We start from the raw sequence: 23287 nt of genomic DNA, 5'->3' as shown, positions 1-23287 counted from the left end.
AGCTTTACCCTCTTTATAAATTAAATATTTGAGCTGGAGAGCCCAAATCATTAGTCAGTATTAAGGTTACTCTACCAGCAGTTATATTAATTGCTGCTTGGTTTTGCAACAAGCCTTCAAATTCTAGAGTATGTTCGCCAGCTGGCAGAGGCTTAATCGCCACTTGCGCCAAGGCTGGTAAGGTTTGCCAATTGCGTGTATCTGCCCGCTCCGACGCAATGTTGTAAACATTCACCAACGCGTTTGCCCAGTTTTCTTCGTCATCTGCTTTATCTTTATTCACTTCACGACGAAATTGATCTTTGGTTATCACACGCAAAATTTGCCGCAGTAATATTGCGGGTAAATCTTGTTGTAACTGCTTAGCTGCTAGCTCATCAAACTGCACTAAGCGCTCACCGGAGAATCGCTCGTTACCCACTTTCATCCATTGCGGTATAGCTATTTGCGCATTCCCTGAAATAACGGGTAGCGCGACTGTGTAGGTTTCCCAACGATTATGATTATATAGGGGTAAAGTAAAGCGAGCCTCTTGGCGCGCTGCCACAATTGATTGTTCGTGCAACACAACCAATAACCCTTCCTGCTTAGTTAAGGCTTTAGGTTTGGCTGGTGTGTATTCTTGGTAATCACTCATGGCTAGCTTTTGACCCAAACGAGCGACCTCTGCCTGCAAATAACCATTGTTTGGCGCTAGCGCTAGCGCTTTGCGGTAATCAATGTAAGCATCATCTTCTTGCCCTGCGGCCAAATATAAAGCGGCTGATAGCGTAAAACTCAAGCCGTTTTGAAAGGCGTTCGCTAAGGCTTTGTCTTGAGTTTTTAGCTGCGGGTAATCCGTCATTAGGTCGTCATACTGCGACTTATAATCACGAAGTTGCTCTTCTAAAGTCACCGGCACTTCTTGCATAGCTTGCTGTTGAATCAATCCGGCGCGGCGGATTTCAATCAGAGCAGACTCCAAACCGTCGCTGTGCAAGTAATTGATGGCTTGATAATGATGTAACATCACTTGCTCGTAAACCGGCACGTGATACTCAATAAAATTGTCGTTGGTTGCTAAGGCTGAAACATTTTGTAAGCCGGTAGATAAACGATACTCAGCTTGGCGAGACAACCAAGTGAGCTGCTCATCAACGTGGGTAAAATGAGCCTGACTGCCAGAAAAGTCACCCGCTAGATAAGATAAGCGGCCTTTTTCCAACTGCTTAAGATAGTAGTTATTATCGCTTTTACTGCCTTCAGAAATAAGGTCCGAGGCTAACTCGAACTGCCCAGACCCCATTTGATAACGACTAGCATTAAGTTGCTCGTCGTAACTCACAAAAAGATCACTAAAAACTGCGCTACTACAACCAACTAGCAATAAGCTGGTAAATAAAGCGAAAGCGATAGCTTGTTTGTTCATCTTGCTAAAAAACGCAGTGTTACGAGTATGTAAAACGCGCCACTTGATGGGCGATGAATCAGCCATTAATGCGTTCCAAAAACCAGATGTTCGGGAGAAGTCTATTTATAAACTATTTTACGAGCTAGACCTAATCTAGCGCGAAGTATTTCTACAAATTGCTTGTGATTGTTCTATATTTGTACAATTTATTTTGCTTTATATTTTAAAAGGTAAACTCTTTGTTAAGTTGGCCGCTATTATCAGTATAAAAGGGCTTCCAGCGTCTAGAGTTGTGATCTCTTGCATAGTAAGAATAGCCAACTAAAGGCATACTTTTTACTAAATAAAATAATATAAAAACTATAAATAGCTAACAGATCGGTTGGTCGAGGAATTATGAAAAAAAAGTCACTAAACGTAGCCTCATCGCTCCAATTTTTTAAAAACATTTCTATTGTTCATCGAGTAAACATCGGATTTGGTTTTTTGGTTCTAATGATGGTGTTAACTAATGTATTGTCACTCCAAACGGGCAGTCAGTTTAACCAACAGCTTGACGTGGTGACCGAAGAAGCCACACCTTTGGTTATTCAAAGTAGTGAGTTTGCCGTAGATTTGCTGACCGCAGACAAATACTTTAAAGATGCATTAACCTCTGCTGATACTAAAGTTATCAAAGCAAGCAGCGAGTCGTTTGAGCAAAGTGAATTAGTGTTCATTTCATCTTTAGGCACCTTGCGTTCGATGGCCGAAGGCAACGCTGAACTAGAAGCTCGTTTAGACACGCTAAACAGCCTCGATCAGAACTACTTTCAGGTTGCTAAACAAGTGATGGACGACAACTTAAATTACTTATCAGAACTGAAATCAGTAAAGCGTAGCTCCAACCAACTCACGGTAATGTTGCCACAGCTTAAAAAGAACCTCTCAGACAAAGTGGTAGAGCTAAACGATGACTACATTCGTTGGGCAGCCGAAAGCTTTCTGAATGCAATGGCCGTAATTGAGCTAAACACTTTGGAAGGTTTAAACACTGTAGAGTCTAAAAAAATTGCAGTGATTTTGAAGCGAAATAACAAGCTTATTAAAAACTTCATGAGCGCCACCTCTGATTTAGAAGACGAAATTCCAGAGTTGCGCAACGACATGGGTCACCAAATTGACCAGTTTGTAAAAGACTCAACCAAAGATGATGGCGTACTTGCCAACCATTTAGAAGTCGCCAAAGTTAAAGAAGCTATCTCACTACGAGTAGCCGATACTGCAGTTCAAATTACCGATGCCATTAGCCAGCTTTCAGCGATCAATGATATTGCAAATGCTCAGGTCGATATGGCGGCGTCTAATGCAAATAAGATGCTTGAATCAAGCCGTATTCAGCTAATAACCGCGATGATTATTGCCATTCCTTTAGCGTTACTCGTTGCTTGGAACGTGGCGGGCTCAATCAAACAACCGCTAAATCAGTTACTTAAAACGCTTAAGGCAGCTGCAGCGGGAGACATGACGGAAACGGTAAACTACCAAAGTACTAATGAATTTGGACAACTTGCGGACTCAGCCAACAGTATGATGGAGCAGATGCGCTCGGTGCTAAATGACATAAGCCAAGCGGCAGAAAGCCTGTCGAATGTATCTCAGGGTAACTCCACGACCCTAAATACCGCTAAAGAAGAGCTAAATAATCAACGTCAAGAAACGGCCTCTGTTGCCGCCGCCATGACCGAGATGGAACAATCGGTAAGAGAAGTAGCCAAGAGCGCGAACATTACTTTGGAAAAAGTAATGGAAGTGGAAGAGGCCTCTAACTCTGGTCGTCAGATCATGAGCAATAACATCACGACTACCCATCAACTGTCTGAAAAACTGGGGCATAGTAGCTCAGTAATCGGCGAAGTAGATAGCATGAGCAACAGCATTGGTTCTATCTTGGATGTGATTCGTGGTATCGCAGACCAAACCAACCTACTTGCATTAAACGCTGCCATTGAAGCCGCACGTGCGGGTGAGCAAGGTAGAGGATTTGCGGTTGTTGCCGACGAAGTAAGAGTGCTGGCACAAAAAACCACTAACTCAACAACAGAGATTCAATCAATGATTGAAAACCTGCAGAAAAGTGCCCAACGTGCAGTATCGGTAATGTCAGAATGTTCATCAGAAATGCAGGCGAGCATCTCACAATCATCAGATGCCAATGGCGCAATGGAAGAAATTCAGGGAATTATTACCCAAATTTCGGATATGAGTAGCCAAATTGCCGCAGCCGCAGAACAGCAGCAAGCCACTGGCGCGGAAATATCGAATAACTTAAATCGCATTTCCGATATTAGTGACGAAAACTACCAAAGCATTGAAATTGTCACCAGTACCAGTGAAGAACTGGGTGGCCTGGCGCAACAACAAGACTCATTGGTAAAACGTTTTACCTTGTAAACAATGAGCTAACACTAAAAAGGCTCCTAACTAGGAGCCTTTTTTTTATCGATATACTTCTGAAATTGCGCCTTTACCTACCCCTTCGTAAGCAATCACTTTTAGTGTATGACCATCCATCGCTTTAGATAAGGTTTGCGCAATATAAGCGGCTAAATTCTCTACCGTTGTCTCACAGGGCAAAATATCGGTTTCTTGCTTAGGCACCACTAACTCAAAAAAGCCCTGTGGGGATTGGTAGGCAAAGGCGTAATGCTGCTGCCATTCCTGTCGCTGATAAAAACTAATATCATTTACTGATATCTCATCATTGGCGCTACCGAGATAGATGTTACGCCATTTCATTGCCCAGCTAGTGGCTAGGTCTACATCACCCTCTGCATCCACTAAAATTTCTATCGTCGAGCGGTGACCATGAGCAATTCGCTGACAATTACCATCGTGTTTCTTCAATCCGTGACTGTAGTGGTAATACGGTCCGTCGATCGCTTCATGACGCAAGTTAATGCTTATATCTTGTATATTGCTGGGTAATTGTTCGAGCACCACTGCTTTAACGTATGCCGTTAAGGCTTCGTTGCTCACTTCAACCGCGTCAATAAATGTGTAGGCTTCATCGGGGCAGCGTAAGTGAATACTTTTACCACCTGGACGTTGGAAGTCTAATTGCGTGTAGCCTTCGCTGTTACTTACCTTACACAATGGAGAGCGACGAGGAACCAATAGTTTATGGTCGACTTTATCGTCGATTAACCGTTTAATCAGTTTTTTAACCTGGCCAAAATCAAGCAGCATATCCATATCATTTAGCGATCCGCCCAATTCAATATCCACTAACCAACTTTCCCCCACTAACCCTCGGTCTGGACATAAGTAGGTTGAGTCAATCACTGTTAAGTCTTTTACAAATAGTTTCATATTGCAGTCCGTTATCGCTAATGCGGCACATTATAGCCACAACGGCATCATTTAGGCAGTTGCTTCTCAATCTCAACAAGCGGAAAAACCAAAATTCAACTAACTGTGATAAGGTTTAACCATGTTGAATAATCACTAGATAACGCCGTGGACCCGATAGCGCCTGAGTTACTCAATGAGTTTAATGCCCTTCCCTGCCAAACCGAAGTGCACTTGCAGATCCCTACCCCAACTAACCCTTTGCGCTTACGTAGTCGCTTGATTGGTATTGAACCAGGTATGTGCGTGATTCTATCTAGAGGCATGGACCAACAATGGGAAGCGGCCAGAGACTTAATTCGCGAAGGTCAATCTATTGTGGTGAGAATCGTTAATGAAGGCGATCCAAACGCTACTATTTTTGCTTACCGCGGCTCAATTTCAAAGTTAATGAGCAGTGTAGGACGCTGGGTGGTATTAGATTATCCACGTAATATCCAAAAAATTAGTTTGCGGCAACATAGCCGTTTACCGGTGTCGTTACCCTGTAAAATGCAAAGTGAAAGCGACAGCAATGAATCTTTTAAAGGCTTACTCAAAGACTTATCGCTAAATGGTGGTGGCTTTATAAGCGCTCCAATACCATTACCCTTAACAAAACGAAGCTTTAATTTACACCTTCCAATAGATGAATATGAAACATTAAGCATTAAGGCAAGTATTTGTAACCAACACTTAGAACAACGATCTCCAGAACGGGTTCATTACGGGCTGAGCTTTGATGCAGATGAGTCGGTAAAACAAAAATTTATCCAAACGGCCCTGCTAGAGATTGTTCAACGCGAAAACAAAACCCCAAATTAAATCTTATTCTTTTCCCCAGAGCTAAGTTTATTTTAAGCAAAAAAAAGCGACCCGAGGGTCGCTTTGAATTAACGGTCAACTTCTAGTCTTTGTTGTACTTGGCAGTACGTGGGAACGCAATGCCATTACTGTCAAACAAGTAGCTAGCTTTAGTTGGTAAGCCAACACGCAACTCATCACCATTGTTCGTTGGGAATTCGCTACGCGCTTTAAAGGTGAAATCAAAGCCTTTAACGTCCATGTAAACGTAAGACTCTGCACCTAGGTGCTCGGCAACTACTACAGTACCTGTAATAAAGTTCTCTGCATGAGCATGGGTATCTTCAACCAAATGCTCAGGGCGGCAACCAAACTCAACAGCATCACCAACGCTTGCACGGCTTGTATCTACCGCAGCGCTAACAATATCGCCAGTTACCAGTTTAATTTTACTTTCTTGCTCGCCTACTTCTACTATTTCACCTTCAATGAAGTTCATTTTTGGTGAGCCAATAAAGCCAGCAACAAATTTGTTTGCTGGGTTATGGTATAGGTCAAGCGGTGAACCATATTGCTCTAAGTTTGTAGCAGCATTTGGATCTAATGGGCTTAGTACTACAATTTTATCCGCCAAGGTCATCGCTTCCACTTGGTCGTGAGTAACGTAGATGATGGTTGATTGTAGTTCTTTATGAAGCTTGGCGATCTCAATACGCATTTTCACACGAAGTGCAGCATCTAAGTTTGATAACGGCTCATCGAACAAGAAAACACCTGGTTGTTGTACGATACAACGACCAATTGCAACACGTTGGCGCTGACCACCACTTAACTCTTTTGGCTTACGATCAAGTAGAGGATCTAGGCCTAAAATATCTGAAGCGTTATTAACACGCTTTTCAATGATACTTTTTTCTACTTTTTTCAGCTTAAGACCAAACGACATATTCTCGCGTAGGTCCATGTGTGGGTACAAAGCGTAAGATTGGAATACCATACCTACGTTACGCTCTACTGGTGGCACGTCGTTCATGAAGTTGCCGCCGATATTAAGCTCACCGCTAGTAATATCTTCTAAGCCAGCAATCATACGTAACAGCGTCGATTTACCACAACCTGATGGACCAACGAATACTACAAACTCGCCATCTTGAATGTCTAAGTTAATATCACGCAAGGTATCTTGGTGAATTGCCGGGTCGTAGTTTTTACGTACATTTTTTAGAATTACATCAGCCATTATTAGCTCCAAACTGAATAAAGCGTTGCTTTACTCGCAATCAATCTTGTTTTGCGTAGCTGCATTCGCAGCTACGCCCAAATAATTTAACCTTTAACACCGCCAGCTGTTAACCCGCCGACCAACCAACGTTGAGCCATGAGGAACACCAGGGTGATAGGGAATCCAGACAAAACAGCTGCAGCGGCAAAATCGCCCCACAAGTAGTTTTGCGGATAGAGATATTGTTGAGCACCTACAGCGAGTGTGAGTTTATCAACGTCTTGCATCAATACTGAGGCCATTGGAACCTCGGTAATAACACCGATAAATGCAAGAATAAACACAACCGCCAAAATAGGCACAGAAAGCGGTAACAATACCAATCTAAACGCTTGCCATGGAGTTGCACCGTCAATCGCTGCAGACTCTTCTAGCGCTGGGTCAATCGTTTCGAAGTAGCCTTTAATGGTCCACACGTGAAGTGCAATACCACCAAGGTAAGCGAAGATTAAACCACCGTGAGTGTTTAGACCCAACCAAGGAATATACTCACCAATCTTATTGAACAAGGCGTAAATTGCCACCAAGGCCAAAACAGATGGGAACATTTGGAAAATCAACATACCGTTAAGAATGGTTGCCTTACCTCTAAAACGCATACGAGCAAACGCGTAAGCACTTGTGGTAGAAAGGGCAACAATTAATAAGGCTGAAATACCCGCAACTTTAATCGAGTTCCATAACCAAGTAAGTACTGGGAATGGAGGCGGAGTTAATGAGCCATCTGGGTTTACAACAGTAATCCCCAAGGCCAAACGCCAGTGATCCAAAGTTGGGTTTGAAGGAATCAATTCACCTACCGCAAAGTTACCCGTACGGAAAGAAATAGTGATTACCATTAATAATGGGAAAATAATTAAACATAGAAACAAACATAACACTACGTGAGTAGCTAGTTTTCTATATTTCAATGATTTAGGTTGAACCATTGCCATAGTAGCTTCTCCTTACGCCGTCTTATCAGCTTTAGTTAGTTTCAAGTTAATCAATGCTAGTGCACCAACCACAATAAAGATCAATGTCGCAATCGCACTGGCTAGACCGTAATCCTGACCACCATCACCTTGGAAGGCAATTCGGTAGGTGTAGCTTACGAGCAAGTCGGTTGTACCAGCTGGTGTTGAAGCACCGATAATGTCTGGGCCACCATTTGTTAACAACTGAATCAATACAAAGTTGTTAAAGTTAAAGGCGAACGATGCAACCAACAATGGCGTTAGTGGTTTCATCAATAGTGGAACAGTAATGTTGAAGAAGTTACTGATTGGGCCTGCACCATCCATTGAAGACGCTTCATATAAATCTTCAGGAATAGATTTAAGCATACCTAAACACAAGATCATCATGTATGGGTAACCCAACCACGTGTTCACAATCAAAATCATTGACTTAGCCATGATAGGATCGGTGAACCAATCCGGCTTAACGCCAAATAGTGACTCTAAAATACCGTTAATCTCACCAAAGTTTTGGTTGAACAAACCTTTAAATACCAAGATTGAGATAAACGCGGGAATTGCATAGGGGAGAATAAGCACCACGCGATAAAAAGCGCGACCTTTAAGCTCTTCCCATTGAATTAGACAGGCTAACACCATGCCAATAGCCAATGTTAGGGCTACTGAAACACCGGCAAAAATAACCGTCCAAATGAAGATTTCAATAAACGGTTCTTTAATACCTTTATCGGTAGCGACACGTTCAAAGTTTTTCCAACCAACACCTACGGTGAAACCAGGTGCTAAACGACTACCAACAAATTCACCATCACCATCGATGTATTGGAAGTAACCTGTTTCCATATTCGGCAGCATCAGCTCGCCAGTTTGGTTGTTACGAAGAATAGAAGGACCAGGTAAAATGGCACCACTTTCTTTAAGTACTACACCATCGGCTAAGCGAGAATATAGTGGTTTCATTGCTGAGAACTTGCGTAGACCATTCATGACTAATTCATCAGCTTCAGGCGTGACCAGCACGATGTTGTTGAAGAATTGGCGATGAGAAATGATTTCTTTAATCGGGGCTTTTTCACTAGTAGGTAAAGCGTCTACTACTTGCAACTTAATCCGTTTAGTTTCAAGAGTAAGCTTTCTAGCGCGAACATCGGCGTTAGAAACAACTTCAACAGGACGAGTTACAAACAACTTATCGTCTTGAGAAAGAGCTATTACGTATTTACCTTCTGCTGCTTGATGCAACTGGAAGCCAAATGAACCGCCTTTAGCCATGTAAGTCTTCTGGGTATGCAACTGCTCTACACGCTCTAGCGATAACAAGTTTGTTCCGCTGTAGTTAGTAAACGCAATGCCTATCGTATAAGCCAGAGGGAAAATGATGAAGACCACCATCCCAGCAATACCAGGGAAGATATATCGGTGGGCATACATTTTTTTAGTAGTAAAAACATACACACCGGTAGAAACAACAACAAGGGTGAGCAATGCAAATGCATATTCACCACCTGCATACATCAAAACAATTGCATAGCCGTTAAGCAACACAATCGCTGTGATCAGCAGCAGTTTTAGCCAGGCATACTTGCCCTGCATAAAACCTGGAGACGCAGAAAGACCCATCTTATGTACAACCTTTGTATTTGACCGAAATTAATAAAGAGGAGGATAGACCAATATCCTCCTCCTGACCGAAATAATATGACCGTATTATTTCGCTATGCGACGCGCAGCGGCGTCTAGAGCTTTCTCTAGAGGTTGACGACCACTAGTGATGTTGGTTAGTGATGTTGCCATCGCAGACCAGAATTTACCCATAGCAGCTACGTTAGGCATTGGCTCACCATCTTGAGCGTTTGCGAATGTTGCAGCGATGCGAGGGTCACTTGAAAGTTCTTCCATGTACGATTTAAGTGCAACAGCACCTAGTGGTACATCGTCATTTACAGACTTCAAGCCTTCATTAGTAACAAGGTAGTTTTCTAAGAACTCTACCGCTAAATCAGCGTTTGGTGACGCAGAGTTAACTGCACCTGCTAAAACACCAACCATTGGCTTAGCTTTGTTACCGTTGATAGTTGGAATGTAAGTTACACCGTAGTTGATGCCACTTTTTTCCATGTTATCCCAAGCCCATGGGCCGTTGATAACCATGGCTACTTCGCCTTTGTTAAAGGCAGAGTCCATTACACCGTAGTCAGCGCCTTTAGGCATGTGACCATTTTCGATTAGGTCTTTAATTACTTTAGCGCCCATTTTCGCGCCATCTGTAGCTACACCGGTATCTTTAACATCGTAAGTACCGTTTTCATATTTGAAGATGTAACCACCGTTCGCAGCCAATAGAGGCCAAGAGAAGTAAGTGTTGTTGTAATCCCAAAGGATTGCGTGCTTACCAGACTCTTGAAGTTTAGCGTCTAGTGCTGGAATCTCTTCCCACGTTTTAGGAGGGGTAGGTACTAGGTCTTTGTTGTAGATAAGACCTACAGCTTCGATAGCAATAGGGTAACCGTAAACTTTACCGTCGATAGTAACAGCGTTCCAAGCGAAGTCTTCAACTGCTGCTTTCTTTTCAGCACTTGGCTTAAGCTCTGTTAATAAACCAGCGTCAACCCAGTCGCCGAAACGGTCGTGAGCCCATAAAAAGATGTCTGGACCAGAGCCTGTAGAAGCAGCTTGCTGGAATTTACCAGGGGCATCATCAGGGTGAGCAACACTTACTTTAACACCAGTATCAGCTTCAAAGCGTTTACCTACTTCAGCTAAACCGTTGTAGCCTTTATCACCATTTACCCAAATGGTTAACTGGCCTTCTTCAATCGCAGCAAAAGCATTAGATGCCATGCCTAAAGAAGCAACCGCTATAGCAGATGCAAGAATTGTCTTTTTCATTAGCCTTTCCTTAACTGTCGTTATGATTATAATTTTGGGTCGCAATGTTACTTGCTGCGCTTGATTCTAGCCCAATTGCCTACGCGAGCACATGACTTAGCTCGCACTTTTGAAATTATACTACAAAGCACTAGAGCAAGGCCCCGCGTGCCCTGAGCGGTTGTTTTATCACCTAACAGTGGTAATAAAACAACAAAAATAACCTACCAAGCCTGTGAAAACCTTTCCATGTGGTAATTTTACAACACATTTGAAACTGATAACCTTTTCATGCTTGTTAATTAAGTTATTTGTTATTTTTTAACTGCTCTCTTAAGTTAGGCGGCACACCTACAATCGTCAATGTATCGGTTGATTCATCGTAAAAAACGCGATCACCTAACAATTTTTGTTCGAAACTTACAGACACACCTTTACCTTGGCCAAAGCATTTGGCTAATTTCTTAAGCGCAGTACGATCGGCAGGGAATTGATCCTCCAAAGGGTAGTTTTCGGCGGCAAACTGGTAAAAGTCTACGGTGTCTTCGGCGGTGGGCAGGGCTTTAGCTAACTCCCCTACTACGATTTCTTCACCATCTTTAAGTTGCTGTTCGCAATAAGATTTTACTTCACCTTTATAAGCAAGCTTTTCTTCTTTATCTAATTGGGTCGCTTGGCAATAGTCGTCAACGGCTTGCATTAAGACCGCATTTTGCACCTTTACGTCTAAACCATCATCGCAACCTAAGAATTCCACAAAGAAATCAGAAATTTTTCGTCCAGCCCTTCCCTTTACATATGAAACATAACGTTGAGACTCAGGATTACGCTGCATATCGGTAATATCAATGCGCGCCGCTAACTGCACAGAACTTGTTTCTAAATAGCGACTAGCGGTTAGCTCTAAGCTGTCATCAACGGCTGGAGAGATCTTATTCTCCAACAACATGATTAACAGGTATTCACCCGCTACATGCTCGTAGTTGGCCAGTAGCAATACACCTTGCTCGATAAACTCATACTTTTTGAGCTCCTCTACTAATACTGTGCCGCTATCTACACTGTAGCGGTGAAAATCGATTTCTTCATTTAGTAAAGCATCTAGCTGAAGCTTAAAAGGACTATTGTTCTCTTCATTATAGAAACCAAAACCTTTGGCAGCTCGCCCACTATAGTTGAGATGTAGGCCTTCTATAAGACTAAGCGCTTCTTCGCTATGAGCCATCTCTTCGCTCCTAGCTTGCAGAGCGATAGTGCCGTCTTCAGTCAATTCTAGTGAATGTAAAATAAGGTGTTTTAGGGAAATGCTCATAGTCTCTTACTGTTAGTGTTTGCTGACGAGGTGGGTTATTATACGCGTCTTTACCAGCAAATTTGCAGAGAAGTAATGGCAATAGTTTCAAAATATTCCACAGAGCAAGTGGAACAATTACTTAATGACGTACTCAAAGTAGTCGATAATCATAACGTAGCTACCGATTTAGCCCTTATGGTACTCGGTAATGCTACCACCTGTTTGATCAATCAACGGGTTGCGCCAGAGCAACGTAAAAAGCTAAGCGAAGGATTTGCAAAAGCCCTTCAAAGCTCAATTGACGAAAAATAAGAATAAAGCAAAGGACCGTAAAGCCCGCAATGGTAAATAGCTCAAAACAGTACCGCGATAAAGTGTCTCAGTTAATTAGCTGGGGACATTGGTTTTGTTTATCTAACATTATTTTGGCCTTAATTGTTGGCTTACGCTATTTAGTGTTAGCTGCGCCGCCAGAAACATTTTTGGGGCAAAGCTATTTATTAGTAAGCTGGTTAGGGCAATTTTCATTTATCGCCTTTGTTATTTTCCTACTCACCTTATTCCCTCTTAGCTTTGTTATCCCTAGCAATCGGTCAATGCGATTTGTGGGTGCTTTATTTGCTACCGTGGGGATCAGCTTACTTATTGTAGATACCGAAGTATTTGCTACGTTTAACCTTCACCTTAATCCTGAGTTGTTAAAGCTGCTCTTAGATGAAGACCAAAATAGCCAAGCAAATACACTTAACTTACTGTTTGTTTCAGTCCCTTTTATCTTCTTGCTGGAATTGTGGCTAGCCCGTTTGTGTTGGAAGTATTTACGCCGATTAGAACACAAACGCTTGGGTGTGCCGTTAGCGGCGATTCTATTTGTTTGTTTTGTATTAACCCACTTTGTGCATGCTTGGGCCGATGCAACCAACTACCGAACAATTACCCAGCAAAAGAATAACTACCCGTTATTCTATCCGTTAACTGCCCGTAGCTTCTTACAAGAGCAAGGTATATTTGATGTAGATGCTTATTATCAAGGCATTAAAGCTCAAGAGAAAAAGCAACAAGGCAATATGCGATACCCGATATCGCCCATCAAATATGGCCATGTAGAACAACGCTATAATTTAATGCTAGTGGTTGTAGAAGGCTTACGCTGGGACATGCTGACAAAAGAAGCAATGCCCCACAGCTGGCGACAAGCTAAAAATTCTAGCCAATTCTTCAGTCATTTTAGTGGTAGTAATAAATCACCAGAAGGTATGCTAAGCCTGCTTTATGGCTTACCCACTAGCTATTGGCCAAGTATTAAAGCAGGCCGACAAAGCCCAGTTTTAGTCTCTGCTCTGCAAGACAATAACTACCAAATAGAGTTGTTTAGCAGCAAAGGATTAAACACCCCAGAAATCGCAGGCTCCAGCTTTAGTTCTCTTAAAAATCTTGATATGACCAAGTGGCCCGGTGGTGCGGCAGGCGATGAGCAAGCGCTGCAAAAGTGGTTAATGTGGCAACACAGTCAATATTCTCAGCTGCCTTGGTTCAACTTTTTATATCTAAATGGCGTAGCAGCATACGATAACGCTAGTGGCGAAAGTATGGAAAAAGTGACGCCGGAGTTAATCAAGCAGCATTATTTCGAAGCTGCTCAGAACGTAGATAAACAACTTAAAAAAGTCTACCAAGAGCTCGCTAATACGGGTCAGATAGAAAATACTATCTTAGTGGTAACGTCCGACTACGGAAACGAGCTAAACGATAACAACAGCAACTATTGGGGTAATGCCAGTAACTTTAGTCGCTACCAAACTCAGGTTCCTTTGTTTATCTCTTGGCCAGATCGCCTGCCCACGCTAATGCACGATGAGACAAGCCATAACGATATTATTCCTACTATTTTGGAAGGGATGTTAGGTGTTACATCAAACAGTGCCGACTATAGCAATGGACAAAATATCTATTCCAAACGTAAGCGAGATTGGTTATTAATCGGTAACCAAGAACAGCAAGCCGTATTACAGGGTAATCAAATTACCTTATTTAACCAATCTGGCAGCTACCAGGTACTTGATCGTGACTTAAAACCTAGTAATGCCCGAGTCTCGGTGCCAATGCTGGTGCAAGTCTTAAACGACTTAAAACGTTTTTATCAGCCAGAACAGTAATTTGTACAATCGCTGAGCACTTAAGCGTATAAACACTAGCCGTGTATTGACACTAAGCGGTTTGATAAGTAAATTCAGATTCAATTCGGAACGTAGCGCAGCTTGGTAGCGCACCGTCATGGGGTGTCGGGGGTCGGAGGTTCAAATCCTCTCGTTCCGACCATATATAAGCCCGTAGCTCGATGAGCTACGGGCTTTTTTGTTGATGAGTTCCAACATTTGTTCTCTTGTATATTCCAGCGATATCGAATAGCTACACCCTTAATACCATCAATACACTCAGTACTTTTGTAAACACATTCCGCTTTCAAACAATGAAGCTGAACACTCTTGACTATCAGCTCTCATCATCATAATTGGCAAAGGCAATCAGCCATGCAAAGTGGCTGCAAATACAACCATATTAATAGGTTTTGGAGGTATTAGTATTAGCATGATCATAATCACTAAAGGGGGTTGAGAAGCTTTCTCCAAAACCATAGAGAACAAACGTAACTAAGTTTTTGGCGGATGTATGGAACCGGCATTGACCTAAATGAATCAATTGCAGCCAAAGTAGCTGCAGCTCTGCCCTTACTAGGCCCAGTGATGATGCAATACTTGAAACGCGCCGTTAAAACGGCAGTAAAGATAACAACAATTTAGTGAAGTCATAATTCCCAAAGAGGGGTGTTCTGAAGGGTTAGACACTTTCAAATTGCTAGCTGAGCTAAACACCTAAGCTAAACGCTAAAACTTCCAAGCCAGTTTAGGTGTTTTTTCGGCGAGGAATACGCCGACTACAGCCAACATCACGGTAGTGCCCTACCACTACTTTAAGCGCTGGCGAATTTCAGATAATGCTGGGTCACCAGGCGTCATCGCCTCTAGCTTGGCCAGCTGTTTTTTTGCTTGCTCTAAGTTACCACTGGCTTCCAAGGCTAGTAAGTACACATAGGCGAAACGGTGATTATCGGGCTCTAAGTCTGCTGCTTTTTGTAAGGCTTGTAGCGCCTTAGCCCACTGCCTTTTAACCACATAAATTAAGCCAAGGTTATGTAAAGCCATTGGATGATTGGACTCTACCTTCAAAATTTCTTGTAGTAACACTTGGGCTTTTTCTAGCTGACTACTCTCCCGATACACACTCGCCAAATTTAACTTGGCTGGCAAAAAGCTAGGTTGAAGATTAATCGCATTTGAGTACTGAATGCTTGCTTGTTCAAGATCCCCAACTTTGTAGGCTAAATCAGCTAAAGCGAGTTGCGCTGAAAGTAAGTCTTGTTGCCCTTGATAAGTCAGCACAGCTTCCATTAAAGCATCTTGCATGGGCTGCTGAGCCTTTTCAGGCAATGCTTGCCTAAATGCAGGAGCTAATAGTCGAATAGCTTGTAGTCGAACATTTTTATGCTCGTCATAAAGTAAACCAAAGCCTATTTGTAGCTGCATGGCATAAGGCGCTGATTCAAGGGCATTTAGTACGCCTAACTTTACTAAGCTTTGTGGGCTATTTGCTGCGGTGTTTAGCACTTCAAGGTTACTGCTAATATTTACATCTAGATGATTAAGCAATACTGCTCGGCGCATTGCAGGTTGTTCTTCATCTAATATCAATGCGGCAATCTGCTGTTGACCCCGTGTTGGGTCTTGCAAGTTTAGGTACAAAGCAGTGCCTATATCATCATAATCACCGAACACTTTAGCTTTTTTATGTTCCAATTGCTGTTGAGACCACTCGGTATTTTTATCTTGATGACAATTTAAGCACACATCTGGCGAAGCTAAGGCTTCGCTTACCCATGGGTTGGGAATCCGGTAACTATGGTCTCTTCTATCATCCACCCCCATGTAACGCTGCGAAGGCATGTGACAATCGATACACAGGGCCCCCTCAGAACCCGTTTCATGCAAAGTATGCTCAGGAGTATCGAACTGGTTAGATAAATGGCACTGGACACACAAACTATTATCCGCGCTCAGCACTTTGCCACTATGTGGCTCATGGCAGTTACTACATACCACCCCTGCCGCGGCCATTTTACTTTGGCTGTAAGAGCCATAAACATAGACTTCATCAAGTATTTGGCCATCAGCATGGTACAAATCAGGTACTGCCAGCCTAGGAATATAGTGTTGTGAGAAATCGTGCGGTCCAGCCCCGTCAGTAAGCGCCGTTCGCCGACTATGGCATGCAGCACATTGATCTACTTGGCCATGGTCTAAAGATACAAGTCCATTGCCTAAACGCTCGGCGCTAGCTTGCTCTGGCCTGAATATCCAATTGCTGCGTTTGAGCAAGGTTTTGTCAAAACCTGAGTTAGCGCTTGGTTCATCGGTATTCTCAGCGTTATCAGCACTTTTTAAGGCTACATGTTTAGCTGCTGCACCATGGCAAGCTTCACAACTAACATTGATTTCGCTCCAAGTAGTGTCATATTCGTCTTTTGCGGCATCGTAGCCACGTTTTAGATCTGTAGAGTGGCATTCGGCACAGCGTGCGTTCCAGTTATTAAATTGGCTCTTCCAATAAAACGGGGTATCAGGAGTATGGGTTTGCTGATAAAGGCTATACCAACGTTGCCCGCCCTGTGCTTTAGTTCTTGAATCCCAGGCCACAGTATAAGCTTGTAAACGGCCACTACCGATATCAACCAAAATCTGTTGCAGAGGCGTGTAGCCAAACACATAAGGCACTGAGTAACGCTTGCCTACTTCGTCGGTTTTTCCTGTCTCTATATAGAAACCTTGCTCGTCCCGAAAAAACTTTGTCCAGCCATCATTTGTCTCAAATCGCACATTATCAAAATTGCCTAATACTGTTTCTTCGGTAGCAAGCTGCATCGCTTTTGCGTGATGAGAAGGCAACCAGTTTTCGACTTCTGTTTTATGGCAAGCAGCACAACTTTGATTACCTACGTATTCCTGAGCTAGCACAATAGGACTGATAAGAATGAAGAAAAGTTTAAAACATTGCTTTAGAAAACACATGGGAATCTCGATGGGCAATACAATCAATCGGGGCTTAATACGGTTAGTCTAACAACAAAAAAACGTTAAAAAAGGGCGAGTTGCGCCCTTTTTTGATATTAATGTAAATTATTTAGACGCAGGCTGTTGTAATTTCTCCATCACTTGGGAGACATTAAAACTTGCCGCTTTTTGACGAGGTGGAAACTCTTCAAAACTGGCTAGATACTTTGCAACATAAGTTTGCGCCGGTACCAGCAAATACACTCGATCAATCACCCAATCCCAGTAAGTATTAGATGTCCGATCTGCGGTTTCATAAGGGTCCATTCTTAAATTAAAGATTTTAGGCACCCTCAGCTCAACAAAAGGTTCAGCCCAAATCTGCAAAGTGCCTTGAGCTCGCTGCTCCATAAAGACTATCTTCCAATTTTTATAACGAAGTCCTGTGAGATCACCATCGTCAGAGAAATAGAACATTTCATCCCGCGGCCCTACTTCCTCTTTCCCCATTAAATATGGGAGGAAGTTATAACCATCTAAGTGATTTTTGAAATCTTTACCATTGGCACTGTGGCCTTTGAGCAGTTTGTCTTTTACTTTGTCATCTCCGGCAATTGCAGCAAAGGTTGGCAACCAATCCATGTGGTGCATGATTTCATTTGATACCTCACCCGCCTTAATTTTACCCGGCCAACGTACCATAGCAGGCACGCGGTAAGCCCCTTCCCAGTTGGTATTTTTCTCACCGCGGAACGGCGTTAAACCGGCGTCAGGCCAGCTATTCATATGTGGGCCATTATCGGTAGAGTAAAACACAATGGTGTTGTCTTTTATGCCTAAATCATCCACTTTTTTAAGCAACAAACCTACGTGTCGGTCATGCTCTAGCATACCATCTGCGTAATTACTCACCCCAGAGCTGCCTTGTAAATCAGGCTTTATGTGAGTACGAAAATGCATTCGAGTACCATTCCACCATACAAAAAATGGCTTATCCGCTTTTACGGTTTTCTCCATAAATGCCATAGCAGCTTCTACCGTTTCGTCGTCGATAGTTTCCATGCGCTTTCTGGTTAATGGCCCGGTGTCTTCAATTTTTCCGTCGGCAGACGACTTAATCACACCACGAGGACCAAATTTTTTACGGAATTCAGGATCCTTTGGATAATCGACATTCTCAGGTTCTTCTTCCGCATTTAAGTGGTACAAATTACCTAGGAATTCATCAAAGCCGTGAGCCGTTGGTAAAAATTCATCTTTATCACCTAAGTGATTTTTACCAAATTGTCCGGTCGCATAACCCATTGGTTTTAGTACTTCAGCAATCGTGATGTCTTCGGCTCGTAAACCTAAATCAGCCCCTGGAAACCCTACTTTGCTTAGGCCGGTGCGCAACACACTCTGACCGGTAATAAAGGTAGAGCGCCCCGCAGTACAAGATTGCTCGGCATAATAGTCAGTAAACATCATGCCTTCTTTGGCAATGCTGTCGATATTGGCGGTTTTGTAACCCATCAAGCCAAAGGTATAAGCACTTACGTTAGATTGGCCAATGTCGTCTCCCCAAATCACCAAGATATTGGGTTTTTCTGCAGCCATTAAGCTGGCCGACGCCAAACCTAGTGCCCCAGCAGACAATAAAGTCATACTATCTTTTAAAAGTTTAAGCATCTGCTAAACGCTCCCTGTTAGAAAAGTCACTAAAAGCGTAGCAGCAGTCTGGAAACTTTGAAGCGTCAAAATCATTTTAATCAATATAAGCAATCTGTTCCCTGAACCATTAGCGCCCAATAGCGCAGAGCAAACAGTTAATCCTATTGAAGGAGCCGACAAGCTGCCTTACTTTGAGACTATTTAGGATATTTATTGGCGCATTTAAAGATTTACTTCCATAGTCCTGTTGTTTGATTTTTTCTGCATATTTTGACGATTCAGGGAAGGAATACGATGAACAACATTAGGTTAACCATGCTGCCGCTATTATTTATCTTGTGCTTTGTAGGTAAAGTAACAGCCGAGACAAACACTCCGCTAGCCTCCTGGAATGAGGGTAAGGCTAAACAATCGGTTATGGCCTTTGTAGAAAATGTAGTAAGCACTGATTCAGCTGATTTTGTCCCGCCCTCAGAACGCATAGCAGTGTTCGATAACGATGGAACCTTGTGGGCCGAACAACCTATGTATTTCCAGTTGTTTTTTGCCGTCGATCGTATCAAAGCTTTAGCACCTGAGCACCCAGAGTGGAGAACCAAAGAACCCTTCGCCTCTGTGTTAAAAGGCGATATGGAAGGTGTTTTGGCCGGTGGCGAACATGCTATTTTGGAGTTAGTTATGACCAGCCATGCCGGGATGAGCACCACTGAGTTTGAAGTTATCGTTAACGCATGGCTAGCTAAGGCCATTCATCCAGACTCTGGTAGACCCTACACCGAAATGGTCTATCAACCGATGTTAGAACTGCTGCATTATCTTAGAGAAAACAACTTTAAAACCTTTATTGTTTCCGGCGGCGGTATCGAATTTATGCGCCCTTGGACCGAGCAAGTTTATGGCATTCCACCTGAACAAGTAATCGGTAGCAGCATTAAAGTGGAATTTGAAATGCTGGATGGCTCCCCTACTCTAATTCGTCAGCCTGAGCTGGATTTTTACGATGATAAAGAAGGAAAAGTGGTGGCTATTCATCAGCAAATAGGCCGCCGACCTATCGCAGCCTTTGGCAATTCTGATGGCGACTTACAAATGCTGCAATGGACAACGGCCGGCGATGGTGCAAGGTTTGCGTTATACGTCCACCATACCGATGACAAGCGTGAATGGGCCTATGATAGAGAGTCTAGTATTGGGCGTTTTGATAAGGGACTTGATGAAGCCAAAGAAAAAGGCTGGACAGTGGTAGACATGAAGCAGGATTGGAAAACAATTTTCCCCGCTAAAAAGTAGTTTGAATTTAGGCTTGGAAAGCAGTTTTAGTAACGATGAGGTGAAGATTGAACCCTACTACTGCCTAGCTAAGCAAGTAGCCAATATGCAGTAGTAAGGTGGTCTTCGAATTACTTCTCTAGTTTAGTGAAGTAGTCGAAGATTACAGGTACGTCACTTTGACCAAGGCCAGCATCAACAGCGGCTTGCAAGTTAGTAGAAGTACCTTGAGCAATAAGAGACTCGCTACCTAAGTCTTTAACCATCTCATTAAAGTAACCAAGATCTTTATTTGCGTTAGCAATTGAGAAACCTAGGTTAGGGTTGCTGTCTACAGCGTAGTTTTTACAAAAAGCCATAAACGGCGAGTTAGAAGGACCAGCCGACATAATGTCGAACAACTGTTGGCCATCAACACCCGCAAGTTTTGCTACAGCAAATGCTTGAGACATAGCAGTAACGGTAGTCATGCCCATGAAGTTATTGATTAGCTTAGTAGTATGACCCGCACCAAGTTTACCTAGGTGGAATACATTCTCACCTTGCTCTTCTAAAACAGGCTTCACTTTATCAAAAGTCGCTTGGTCACCAGCAGCCATGATGTTTAACAAACCATCTTTAGCGTGAGCAGGAGTACGGCCTAAAGGCGCATCGATCATACCAGCGCCTTTCTCAGCAAGAGCAGCACCAATTTTGATAGTAGAAGCAGGGATAGACGTACCGAAGTCAACTAATACTGCACCTTCTTTAATACCAGCTAATACGCCATCTTCGCCGTAAACAATTTTTTCAACAACAGCTGAAGTTGTAAGACAAAACTGAACGATGTCACTTGCAGCAGCTAATTCTTTAGCCGACGTAAATGCAGTAGCATTACCACGATCAATAACGCGAGCAACGGCGTCAGCGCTAAGATCCATAACGTTTACTTGATAACCACGTTTTTGTAGGTTCTCAACCATGTTGCCGCCCATAAGGCCAAGACCGATGAAACCGATGACAGGTTTTGTCATTTCAAACTCCTAAAATAATCAATTGTATTACAATAAGACCATGATATACCTGCCTATCAATTTAGGCAATCATTAACAAGCTTTTCTGTTAAAAGTGATAACTAGGCTATAAAAAACTAAATTATTACTCAAGAAAAGTACCGATAGTGGCTAGCAAGCTATAGTTCTAGCTAGTTTATCTGCTAGGTACTGCGTCTTTATTTGCCACTCATTAAGCTTAAATCTTCATTAATATGACTTATCATCTATCTTAATGTGAAGCAGAGTTACAACAAGGCACTTACCAGTGCTAGTAATCAAATCACTGTTTAAACCCCACACTTTCATTTGTCGAATTAACCATTGTCACTTGTAGATTTCAGGTGTACTCAAGAACATCTTTTTAGATAAAGCGCTAAAAGGAACGATGGTGAACACATAACACCGATCACTGTTGGTTAAAAAACCCGCTTCTACTTCATCTTAAATTTCAGCGATAAAGGCCGTTTAATGTCTGTGTTTACAGTATGTAGACAACAAATTCATTTTTTCCCCAGCCTTGCAATAACAAGTTGATTCAAATCATGGTTGCCAAGCTAAATAATAATTATTATCATCCTTACACCACCAAATGATAATGATTCCCATTTTCATATGAGAGAAATCTATGACGCTAAAGAAACTGCTTACTCTTGCTACATGCTTTGCGAGTGCCTTAATAACCAGCCCAGCTACATTGGCTAACGACTCAACATTAACCTTTGCTAATTACCGTGATATTCGCGATTTGAATCCTCATCTTTATGGGGGGGAAATTTTTGCTCAAAACCTATTATTTGAAGGTCTGATTCATTTAGGTGAAAACGGCAAGCTTGAGCCATGGCTAGCAACTAATTGGTCGGTTTCTGAAGACGGTAAGCTATATACATTCACACTACGTGAAGGTGTAACTTTCTCTGATGGTTCACCATTTAATGCCGAAGTCGTAAAGCAAAACTTTGATGCCCTGCTAGACAATGGTAATCGCCATACTTGGCTTGAGTCGATTCGCTTGATGTTAGAAGTAGAAGAAACTGGCAAGCAGAGCATTCGAGTTGTAGATAACTACACCGTTGAGGTGGAGTTTGCTAATTCATACTACCCATTCTTGGTAGAGTTAGGTGTAACCAGGCCGTTTCGCTTTTTATCACCTAAATGTTTTAAAGAGGGAACCACCAAAGACGGCACTCTTTGTTATATAGGAACTGGAAGTTATCAATTAAGCAGCAACACTGTTGACCAACAAGCTACCTTTGAACAATACGCCAGTTACTGGGGTAAAAAGCCACAAATAGAAAAGATTGTTGCTAAGGTTATCCCTGATAACCAAGCGAGACTGTTAGCTCTGCGCAGTGGTGATGTAGATATGGTGTACGGTTTACAACTGATAACCGCACGCGCATTTAAACAGTTTGAAACTGACCCTCGCTTTAATACAATTTTGTCTGAGCCAGTATCTACTCGAATGCTGATCTTGAATTCAAAAAGCGACAACCTAAATGACACCAGAGTACGTCAGGCTTTAAGCCACCTCACCAATAAAGCGGTTATTGCCGAGCGCATTTTGTTGGGCCTAGAGAAACCAGCAGACACCTTGCTGGCTCGCAATGTACCTTACGCCGACATTGATCTAACACCTTACCAATACAATGTTGAAACGGCTGAGCAATTGCTTAACGCTGCTGGTTGGACATTAGATGGAAAGGTGCGCAAGAAAAACGGAAAGCCTTTTGAGATCACCTTGTCTTACGACAGTGACAAGGTAGTTGAGCGCACCATTGCCCAGTACTTACAAAGTGAATGGTCGAAGCTGGGGTTAACCTTAAAGCTTGTAGGTGAAGAAGAACAAGCCCACCGCGACCGCTTAAAGCACGGCGAATTTGACCTTTCATTCAATATTTCTTGGGGGACACCTTATGATCCTCAATCATTTTTGGGTGGCATGCGTAAACCCGTTTATGGCGATTACGCTGCGCAGCAAGGCATTCCTGAAAAAGCCCAATTAGACCAGCATATATTGGACGCTTTGGAAGCCACCAACGAACAAGAACGCCAAGCTCACTACAGCTATGTATTAGAAACGCTGCACAATCAAGCCATCTATATACCGCTAACCTATGAGCAAAACCGTGCAATTTTCAGTAATAAACTCGAAGGCGTAGGTTTTAACCCTTCTCAATTCGAAATTCCGCTGCAGCGTATGTCTATTAAATAACACGCTACTGTTGCTGTATTAAACTGGCGCTCAGAGATGAGCGTCAGT

16 protein-coding genes and 1 tRNA gene are annotated in these 23287 nt (G+C 42.7%); 7 read left to right on the top strand and 10 right to left on the bottom strand.

Annotated elements, in window-relative coordinates:
• Positions 1-13: 13 nt before the first annotated feature.
• Positions 14-1474: a COG3014 family protein gene (locus Q4549_RS01150; RefSeq protein WP_303553086.1), complete on the bottom strand. Its 1461-nt coding sequence runs from the start codon at positions 1472-1474 to the stop codon at positions 14-16.
• Between the two features lie 312 nt (positions 1475-1786).
• On the opposite strand from Q4549_RS01150, the gene Q4549_RS01145 reads away from it, so the two are divergent.
• On the top strand, positions 1787-3823 hold the full coding sequence (locus tag Q4549_RS01145) for a methyl-accepting chemotaxis protein (protein ID WP_137673031.1): 2037 nt from the start codon (positions 1787-1789) through the stop codon (positions 3821-3823).
• 45 nt (positions 3824-3868) lie between these two features.
• Here the strand turns inward: Q4549_RS01145 and Q4549_RS01140 are convergent, their stop codons facing one another.
• Positions 3869-4741 carry a 6-carboxytetrahydropterin synthase gene (locus tag Q4549_RS01140; RefSeq protein WP_303553085.1) on the bottom strand — a complete coding sequence of 291 codons (873 nt, stop codon included), beginning with the start codon at positions 4739-4741 and terminating at the stop codon, positions 3869-3871.
• Between the two features lie 147 nt (positions 4742-4888).
• On the opposite strand from Q4549_RS01140, the gene Q4549_RS01135 reads away from it, so the two are divergent.
• On the top strand, positions 4889-5584 hold the full coding sequence (locus Q4549_RS01135; protein WP_303553084.1) for a flagellar brake protein: 696 nt from the start codon (positions 4889-4891) through the stop codon (positions 5582-5584).
• Between the two features lie 82 nt (positions 5585-5666).
• Here Q4549_RS01135 and Q4549_RS01130 read toward each other — a convergent pair whose 3' ends face one another.
• From Q4549_RS01130 to yejK, 5 genes are all read right to left on the bottom strand, one after another.
• Positions 5667-6803, bottom strand: a complete 1137-nt coding sequence (locus tag Q4549_RS01130; protein ID WP_137673034.1) for an ABC transporter ATP-binding protein — start codon at positions 6801-6803, stop codon at positions 5667-5669.
• 86 nt (positions 6804-6889) lie between these two features.
• Positions 6890-7780, bottom strand: coding sequence for a maltose ABC transporter permease MalG (gene malG, locus Q4549_RS01125; protein ID WP_016402572.1), 891 nt, complete (start codon positions 7778-7780; stop codon positions 6890-6892).
• A gap of 12 nt (positions 7781-7792) precedes the next feature.
• Complete coding sequence (gene malF, locus Q4549_RS01120) at positions 7793-9424, bottom strand: maltose ABC transporter permease MalF (RefSeq protein ID WP_303553083.1); 1632 nt, start codon at positions 9422-9424, stop codon at positions 7793-7795.
• A gap of 87 nt (positions 9425-9511) precedes the next feature.
• Complete coding sequence (gene malE / locus Q4549_RS01115) at positions 9512-10693, bottom strand: maltose/maltodextrin ABC transporter substrate-binding protein MalE (RefSeq protein ID WP_303508404.1); 1182 nt, start codon at positions 10691-10693, stop codon at positions 9512-9514.
• 286 nt (positions 10694-10979) lie between these two features.
• A complete protein-coding gene (gene yejK, locus Q4549_RS01110) occupies positions 10980-11984 on the bottom strand; it encodes a nucleoid-associated protein YejK (protein WP_303553082.1) in 1005 nt (334 codons plus the stop codon).
• A gap of 75 nt (positions 11985-12059) precedes the next feature.
• On the opposite strand from yejK, the gene Q4549_RS01105 reads away from it, so the two are divergent.
• The 3 genes from Q4549_RS01105 (at position 12060) to Q4549_RS01095 (ending at position 14285) form a co-directional block, all read left to right on the top strand.
• Positions 12060-12278, top strand: coding sequence for a DUF1414 domain-containing protein (locus Q4549_RS01105; protein ID WP_303553081.1), 219 nt, complete (start codon positions 12060-12062; stop codon positions 12276-12278).
• Between the two features lie 29 nt (positions 12279-12307).
• Positions 12308-14122, top strand: coding sequence for a DUF3413 domain-containing protein (locus Q4549_RS01100; protein ID WP_303553080.1), 1815 nt, complete (start codon positions 12308-12310; stop codon positions 14120-14122).
• Positions 14123-14208: 86 nt separating this feature from the next.
• Positions 14209-14285 (top strand) — tRNA-Pro (locus Q4549_RS01095).
• A 647-nt stretch (positions 14286-14932) separates the two neighbouring features.
• Here the strand turns inward: Q4549_RS01095 and Q4549_RS01090 are convergent.
• Together Q4549_RS01090 and Q4549_RS01085 are read right to left on the bottom strand one after the other, a co-directional pair.
• Positions 14933-17089, bottom strand: coding sequence for an ammonia-forming cytochrome c nitrite reductase subunit c552 (locus Q4549_RS01090; protein WP_303553079.1), 2157 nt, complete (start codon positions 17087-17089; stop codon positions 14933-14935).
• 108 nt (positions 17090-17197) lie between these two features.
• The gene (locus tag Q4549_RS01085) at positions 17198-18742 is read right to left on the bottom strand and encodes an arylsulfatase (protein WP_303553078.1); all 1545 of its coding nucleotides are present in this window, start codon (positions 18740-18742) and stop codon (positions 17198-17200) included.
• A gap of 276 nt (positions 18743-19018) precedes the next feature.
• Here Q4549_RS01085 and Q4549_RS01080 point away from each other — a divergent pair, with 276 nt between their 5' ends.
• On the top strand, positions 19019-20014 hold the full coding sequence (locus Q4549_RS01080) for an HAD family phosphatase (protein WP_303553077.1): 996 nt from the start codon (positions 19019-19021) through the stop codon (positions 20012-20014).
• A gap of 110 nt (positions 20015-20124) precedes the next feature.
• Here Q4549_RS01080 and Q4549_RS01075 read toward each other — a convergent pair whose 3' ends face one another.
• Entirely contained in the window at positions 20125-21006 is an 882-nt protein-coding gene (locus Q4549_RS01075) for an NAD(P)-dependent oxidoreductase (protein WP_137673043.1), read from the bottom strand.
• Positions 21007-21652: 646 nt separating this feature from the next.
• On the opposite strand from Q4549_RS01075, the gene nikA reads away from it, so the two are divergent.
• Entirely contained in the window at positions 21653-23239 is a 1587-nt protein-coding gene (nikA, locus tag Q4549_RS01070) for a nickel ABC transporter substrate-binding protein (RefSeq protein WP_303553076.1), read from the top strand.
• Positions 23240-23287: the final 48 nt, after the last annotated feature.

Source organism: Agarivorans sp. 2_MG-2023 (assembly GCF_030548085.1).
GTDB lineage: Bacteria > Pseudomonadota > Gammaproteobacteria > Enterobacterales > Celerinatantimonadaceae > Agarivorans.
The sequence above is the reverse complement of the archived record's forward strand: the minus strand, read 5'-3'. Positions and strand labels throughout refer to the sequence as shown.